This window comes from Novosphingobium sp. (genome assembly GCF_032093395.1).
In the GTDB taxonomy this organism is placed as follows: Bacteria; Pseudomonadota; Alphaproteobacteria; order Sphingomonadales; family Sphingomonadaceae; genus Novosphingobium.
Window position 1 is genome coordinate 1 of the sequence record NZ_DAMDBA010000093.1, and the last position, 6,713, is coordinate 6,713.

5 protein-coding genes and 1 pseudogene are annotated in these 6,713 nt (G+C 66.6%); 3 read left to right on the top strand and 3 right to left on the bottom strand.

The features are described 5' to 3' along the window. Window positions 1-270: pseudogene (locus tag RT424_RS21180) on the bottom strand (IS3 family transposase); the annotation flags it as partial. A 212-nt stretch (window positions 271-482) separates the two neighbouring features. On the opposite strand from RT424_RS21180, the gene RT424_RS21185 reads away from it, so the two are divergent. From RT424_RS21185 to RT424_RS21195, 3 genes are all read left to right on the top strand, one after another. Beyond that, window positions 483-893, top strand: a complete 411-nt coding sequence (locus tag RT424_RS21185) for a DUF2946 family protein (protein WP_313442277.1) — start codon at window positions 483-485, stop codon at window positions 891-893. Between the two features lie 143 nt (window positions 894-1,036). Next, complete coding sequence (locus tag RT424_RS21190) at window positions 1,037-2,182, top strand: PepSY-associated TM helix domain-containing protein (protein ID WP_313442279.1); 1,146 nt, start codon at window positions 1,037-1,039, stop codon at window positions 2,180-2,182. 4 nt (window positions 2,183-2,186) lie between these two features. Next, on the top strand, window positions 2,187-4,373 hold the full coding sequence (locus tag RT424_RS21195) for a TonB-dependent receptor (RefSeq protein ID WP_313442281.1): 2,187 nt from the start codon (window positions 2,187-2,189) through the stop codon (window positions 4,371-4,373). A gap of 139 nt (window positions 4,374-4,512) precedes the next feature. Here the strand turns inward: RT424_RS21195 and RT424_RS21200 are convergent, their stop codons facing one another. Together RT424_RS21200 and RT424_RS21205 are read right to left on the bottom strand one after the other, a co-directional pair. Further along, on the bottom strand, window positions 4,513-5,322 hold the full coding sequence (locus RT424_RS21200) for a hypothetical protein (protein WP_313442283.1): 810 nt from the start codon (window positions 5,320-5,322) through the stop codon (window positions 4,513-4,515). A 130-nt stretch (window positions 5,323-5,452) separates the two neighbouring features. Continuing rightward, window positions 5,453-6,713: S8 family serine peptidase (locus RT424_RS21205; protein WP_313442285.1), on the bottom strand; the 1,261-nt coding region annotated here is incomplete at its 5' end.

The window sequence follows — 6,713 nt, forward strand, 5'->3', positions numbered from 1 at the left end:
CTGGGCTGGATGCGCAGGCATCGACACATCGACCGAACCTTGAACGGACTACGATGCTCGGCAACGAACGCGTATCTCACTTTGCATCCCTGGCGAAATACGCGGTGGTTATTTTAGGATATCGCGCTCCTCGGTCACCTGGGCCAGATCGCACTTCAACTGACGAAGCTAGGCATCCTTGCTGGCGTCGCCAGATACCACCTTCGCCAGTTGCCGCTTCCAGGTATGCAGCGAATGCTGACTGGCGCCGAGCCGCTCGGGCTTCTCCTTCGTCGTCTCCTGTCCGCAAAATTAGGATAGAAAGCGTTCAGAAATTTAGGGACTAATCAATCTGGCCAGTTTCGCAGCACCCTCGGTCTGACCCTAGATGGAGGGACAGGCTGGGCGAGCAGTCTTCGCAGGGGTGATGAAGCAGAGTTGCGGCGGGGGCGGACAATTTGGCCACGTGACTTTTCTTTTTGCGGTCGTTACCCGCGATCCCGATGTTTTCGTTGCGCGCCTTTTTTCGTGACCATTTCGGGCTTTCCGCCCTGGTGATCGCGCTGGCGCTCGCGATGAAAATTCTTGTGCCTGCCGGTTACATGCCGGGCGAACAGGCAAAGACCTTCACGGTTCAGATCTGCGCAGATGCGCAAGGTCAGCATCTCACCCAGCAGATCGCCATTCCGATGAAGGGCGATTCCAACGACAGCCAGGGCAAGCCCGCCAGCGGCGACGGCGTGTGCAGCTTCACCGCGCTGGCGATGGGATCGCTTTCGGGCGCCGATGTCGTGCTGCTGGCGATTGCGCTGGCATTCATTCTGGCGACCGGCTTTACGCCGGCGACGCCTCCGCGCCTTGAGCGCATCTTCCACATCCGGCCGCCGTTGCGCGGCCCGCCCGCTTCGGCCTGACAGACCAGCCCCTTCCCGTCTGATCACCCGGACGCGCCGATCGTGTGCGCATCCGGGCCGAAACGAAGCCTTCTTCCATGTCAGAAACACTGCGTTTTCGCGCAGGGCGAGAGCTTGACGGCGTAACCGCACGCCGAGCCGTAATGCGCCCTGCCCGCACGTTCATAAGGCAGGTCCACCTATGGCTGGGCCTTACTGTCGGCCTGCTGTTTGCGATGCTGGGGCTGACCGGCTCGGCTCTGGTCTTCTACGTCGAGATCGACGGCCTGCTGCATCCGCAAAGCCATGTCGTTGCAGAGGGTGAGGGACCGGGCTGGTCGTCCCCGATATGGGACCGGGCCTTGTCGACCGTCCACACGCGGTGGCCATCCGCTACAGGCCAGTGGCGGTTCGAGGTCACCGACGAGGCGGGCGCGATCCCTGCGCGCTACTACGGAGACGGCGGCCATTCGCATTCGATGATGGTCTGGCTTTCGCCGGATGGCAGCCAGGTGCTGCGGCACGAGCAATGGGGTGAATACCTCATGACCTGGATCTACGACCTGCACATGAACCTGCTGGCCGGAGACCTTGGCAAGCAGGTGGCGGGATGGTCCGGCATCGTGATCCTCACCCTGCTGCTTACCGGCCTGGCCGTGTGGTGGCCGCGCGGCAATTGGCGCAAGGCGTTGGCATTCAAACGCCGGGCGGCACCGCTGCGCCGTCTCAGGGACTGGCACAAGCTGTCTGGCCTGTGGGGGCTACCGGTGCTCATTGTCCTGGTGGCCACGGGCGTTCTGCTGGCCTTGCCGCAGGAGCGTGACTGGGTGCTGACGCGCACCCTTGCGCCTGTCGATACACCGGTCACCTCGGCTGTCGCTGCCGGGGAAGGGCCCGCGCAGCCGCTCTCCCGGTTGCTTGCATCCGCACACCGCGCCGTGCCGGACGGGAGACTGGTCTGGATCGAGATCCCCGGAGACCCATCGGCGCCCGTGCGCTTTCGCGTTCAGGTGCCGGGCGATCCCAGCAAACGCTTTCCGCGCAGCTACATCCATGTGGACCGCCACAGCGCGGCGGTGGTGGCCTTCGTCGATTACCGGAAGAGCGGTGCGTCGAGCGCTTTCAACGCGTGGCTGCACCCGCTTCACGACGGATCGATCGGCGGTTTGCCGGTCCGCATCCTGGTCTTTCTGTCCGGTCTCGTTCCGCCAGCGCTGTTCGTGACCGGGCTTCTTCATTGGCTGCGCCGTCGCAAGGCGGCTCGCCGCAGCCACGCCGATATTTCCCGAACCTACAGACAGAGGGCATGACGTCATGCGCGCATCCATTTTCGCACTCGCCGCAGCCTTGCTGGCTTCACCGGCCCTGGCCGAAGAAGCGTCCGACAACGGAACGATCACCGTCACCGGGCAACGCGATCCGTTGAAGCTCGAACAGCGCAGCGACGCTGCGAGCCGGCTAGACCTTACCATCATGGAAACGCCCGCCAGCGTCGAGACGCTGACCCAGGCGGACCTCCAGTTCCGCGGCCTTCGCACCGCGCGCGAGGCTTTCGCCGATGTACCCGGCGCCATCGCGGGCAACGTTCCCGGCAACCCGGCCGTCGTCAGCATGCGCGGCTTTGCGGGCAATGTCGTCTCGATCCTTCAGGACGGCGTTCGCATATCCTCCTCCACCGTCGTCCAGCGCGACACCAACACCTGGCATTTCGACCGTATCGAAGTGATCAAGGGGCCCGCCTCGGTGCTGTTCGGCGAAGGCGCGCTGGGCGGCGTGATCAACAAGGTGACGCGAAAGCCCACGTTCGATGGCAACCACATGGACGGGCTGCTCAGTTACGGCAGCTTCGATACGGTCATGGCGGCGGGCGGCGTCAACTATCGGATATCCGATACGCTGGCGTTGCGTGCCGATGCCAGCAACCTGTCGTCCGACAGCCTCTACGATGTCGACAACAACCGGACGCGCTCCAGCGGGCTGACGGCCAGCCTGCTGTTTCGGCCTTCCGCAGACCTTTCGGTGCTGCTGGCCGTCGATCACTACAGCGACCGGGCGGACAGCGCCTACCAGGGCGCGGTGCTGATCCCGCTGGCCTATGCCCGCGACCCCAGCGATGCCGTTTCAACTACGAACGGCTATGTCATCGACAAGGCGACGCGGCATCGCAACTACACGCCTGATGGAGGATATTCGGGCGCGACCGACACCACCATCCGTTCGCGCATCGACCTTTCGCTGGGCGGGGGCTGGTCGCTCGGCACCGACCTTGTCTGGTACACCGCGGACCGTGCCTTCGTGAACAACGGCACCCGCACTTTCGTGGCGCCGGGCGCGGGTTTTCCCAACGGCAGCATTCAGCGCGGGCTCACCCGTTTCTACCACGACCACGAATTCTGGAATGTGCGCACGGCGCTGGGCAACGAGGGGGTGATCGCCGGATTGCGCAACCGCTTCACCCTCGGCGCGGAATACAACCACACCGAGCTGTCCAGCCTGCGCGAGACGAGCACCGGCACGCTGGTGGCGCCGGTCGACCCCTTCGACCCGGTCGTCGGCACCTTTCCCACCGACGGCACGCAGTATCGCGCCTCCAACGTGAACTTCGATTCCAGGCTGAGGACGATCTCGATCTTTGCCGAGGATGCGCTGAACCTGACGCCGCAGTGGCTGCTGGTGGGCGGCTTGCGTTACGACCACATGGATCTGGACCGCGCCTCGACCGATTACCTGGTGACGCCCAACCCCGTCACCCGCGCAAACCCGGTCTTCGAGCCGATCTCCTGGCGCATCGGCACGAGCTATGCCGTGACGCCCGGCCTGACGTTTTACGGGCAGTACACCACGGCCGTCAGCCCGGTTTCCTCGATCCTGCTGATGCCTTTGGTCAACACGCGTTTCAAGCTGACCGAGGGCTATTCCTATGAAGGCGGCTTCAAGCTGGCCGCCTTCGACAACCGGCTGACGGTGACCGGGGCCGCATACCGGATCGTCCAGAACGACATCATCACCCGCGATCCGGCCGATCCGACGCTGAGCGTTCAGGGCGGCACGCAGTCCTCGCAGGGGCTGGAGATCAGCCTCGGCGCTGCGATAACGGATAATCTCTCGCTCGGGGGAAGCGCGAGCTATGTCGATGCCCAATATGACGAATTGATCGAGGCCGGCGGCATGGATCGCTCGGGCAACCGCCCCGTCAACGTCCCATCGACCACGGCCGCGGCGAACTTCGCCTATCGGCTGCCCGGCCTGCCGGTGACGCTGAGCGGCTTTGCGCGCCATGTCTCGGGCTTCTACACCGACACGGCCAATACCGTCTTCGTGAAAGGCCGCACGACGTTCGACGCCGCCGTTTCCTGGAAAGTGGCCGAGGCTCTCACCGTGGCCCTGCGCGGGCGCAACCTGACCGACGCCTTCTACGGCGAATACTCGGGCTATGGCGCCAACGACATCTACATCGGCGCCCCGCGCAGCGTCGAGCTATCGCTGGCGACGCATTTCTGACGGGCGTCTATAAGCTTTTGGTTTGACGCATTTTCCGAGTCATCAGATGAGTCCATCTGATTAGAAAATGCTCTAGGCGCGCGATGACGCCCGGCCCCGCAAAAGCCACGCTGGGTTTTCGCGGGGCCGGGCGCTTCTGTCAGTTGCCGCTTGCCGAAGCGTTCAGGCTGATCGAGCCGCCGCTGGCGGAACCTGAGCCTGCGGCGGCGCCCGATGCCGTGGCACTGTGCTCCCCGCTCGACGCCGTGCCTGAACCGGCCGTTGAGCCTTGCGCACTGGCGGTCGAAGCCGTGTCCTGCGCCGAAGACGCCGCGTTGGATGCGTGCTCGACGGCCGTATCACGGGCGGACCCGGCGGTCCCGGCAAGGCGTGAAGCCGCGCCGGTGGCATCGGGCAGCGCCGGGGTGGCAAGAGTGCCGCTGGACGCGCCGTTGCCCAAGGCGGAGCCGTTGGCGTTCGTGCCTGACGGCGCATGGCTCGCGGTGGCCAGGGCCGCGCCGCTGCCTGACGCGGCAGCATTACCGGCCAGCGAATTCAGGGTGCCTTGCGCCGAACCGGCCCGCGACGTCACCCCCGAGACAGCCGAACCGGCAATGCCGCGCGCATCGTTACCTGCACTGGACGAATCCGGCGCGGAAACAACAGGGGCCGTCACCTTCTTGTCGGCGCGACCGTTGCCCCGGCCGGAAGGCGATGCCGTGGCCGAACGCGCGCTGCGGCTGGCGCGCATGTCGCCTGCTGCGCTGCCCATGCCATCCAGCGTGCTGCCGACCGAGCCGATGCCGGTGCCGACCGAGCCGCCCAGCGCTCCGCCCAGGCTTCCGCCAAGACCGCCCCCGATACCACCGCCGCCGAGAAGCTGAGCCTGTGCCGCGCCGGGCGCCATGGCGACGGCGACAGCCGCCAGAGCGGCGCCGAGGGTCGCCTTGTTGAGAGTGGTGCTCTTCATCGTTCCGGTTCCTTTCCTCTACTCGTTCCCTCCGCCGCCGCGCTTGAGCGCCTTGCGGTGGGTCTGAGTGAGGAACGGATGGCCTTTCCGGTTTCATCCGCAGGTCCGGCGAAAAAACTTCAAACCGTGATCATCCGCCGGTTCGGCAAACCATGCAGAGCACCCCGCGCCCGGTCCGCCGCGAAGGCGCCAGAGCCTCGCCGTCGGTAGCCTCAAGGACCGCCGCAACGTCTCTGCCGGCCCCCATCCGCGCGGCGATACGCGCGGCGGCGAGGGGAGCGGCGAACGACGTTCCGCGCAGCCCCGTGCGTCCCTTGCCCGGAACCAGCGCCGTCATGTCCGCGCCCGGCGCCGCGTAATCGAGATGAGCCGCCTTGCCTGCCTCGATCAGCACGCGCCCGCGTCCGTCCACGCCGGTGACGGCAACCACGCCGGGGTAGGAGGCCGGATAGGCCGGGGGCGCTGCGGCGCCGTCATTGCCCACGGCGGCGACCACCACCATGCCCTTTGCCCGCACCGCCGCCACCGCACGCGCCAGGAGCGGATTGGCAGGCCCGACCAGGCTGATCGAGATCACCGGCACCCGCTGCGCCGCCATCCAGCCGAGCGCGCGGGCAATCGCCAGCGCATTGCCGCCCGCCGGATCGGCGCCATAGACATCGGCGCCATAGATCCGCGCCGTGCCAGCCCCCTTGAGCAGCGAGGCGATGGCCGAGGCATGGTCGCTCGCTTTCGGCGCGCCCGCCGCGAAGCCGCCTTGTGCCGCCAGCCGGTCCGAACCGGCAATTCCGCCATCGATCACGCCCACCGTGCCGCCCCTGGGCAGCTTTACGGCAGCGGCGCCTACCCCGATCCCCCTCCCGGTGCTCCTCCCCGTCGCTCGCGGAGCCGCGCCCGAGGGAAAGTGCAATTGGTCCGCCGTGATTTCGCGGCCCGGCAATGCGCGGCGCAAGTCGGAAATGGCGCGGGCGAGAGGCTGCCCCGCCGGGGTCGCAAGACGCGCATAGGCAATGCCGAGAGCCGCGATCTCGCCCTGTTCGATCAGCGCGAAGCCTTCGCCTGCTGCCCGCGCAAGGCTTTGGGCATCGGGATCGAGCAGCAGCAATTCGCCGGCGCGGGCCGGTTCGTGGCGGTCGTCCCAATCCACGCGGCCCTGCCGGGCAGCCACGAAATCGCGCAGCCGGCCAAGCCGGTCCTGCGCCAGCTGGCGGGTATCGCCGACAATCGTGGAGACACCGGACAGCGAGCGGTCGACCACGTCCTGCGCCGCGCTCGACACGCTTCCGGAGACGGTCGCTCGCGTGCGATCGATCGCCCCGAGCGGATCGAGCCCGCCCGGCAGCCCCAGTTGCGCACCGGCGGGAGCGGCTGGTGCGACCAGCATCAGCGCT

Excerpts from the sequence above, each read along its gene's own strand:
- RT424_RS21195 (WP_313442281.1), top strand. The coding sequence starts at position 2,187 with ATGCGCGCATCCATTTTCGCACTCGCCGCAGCCTTGCTGGCTTCACCG.
- RT424_RS21185 (WP_313442277.1), top strand. The coding sequence starts at position 483 with ATGTTTTCGTTGCGCGCCTTTTTTCGTGACCATTTCGGGCTTTCCGCC.
- RT424_RS21200 (WP_313442283.1), bottom strand. The coding sequence starts at position 5,322 with ATGAAGAGCACCACTCTCAACAAGGCGACCCTCGGCGCCGCTCTGGCG.
- RT424_RS21190 (WP_313442279.1), top strand. The coding sequence starts at position 1,037 with ATGCGCCCTGCCCGCACGTTCATAAGGCAGGTCCACCTATGGCTGGGC.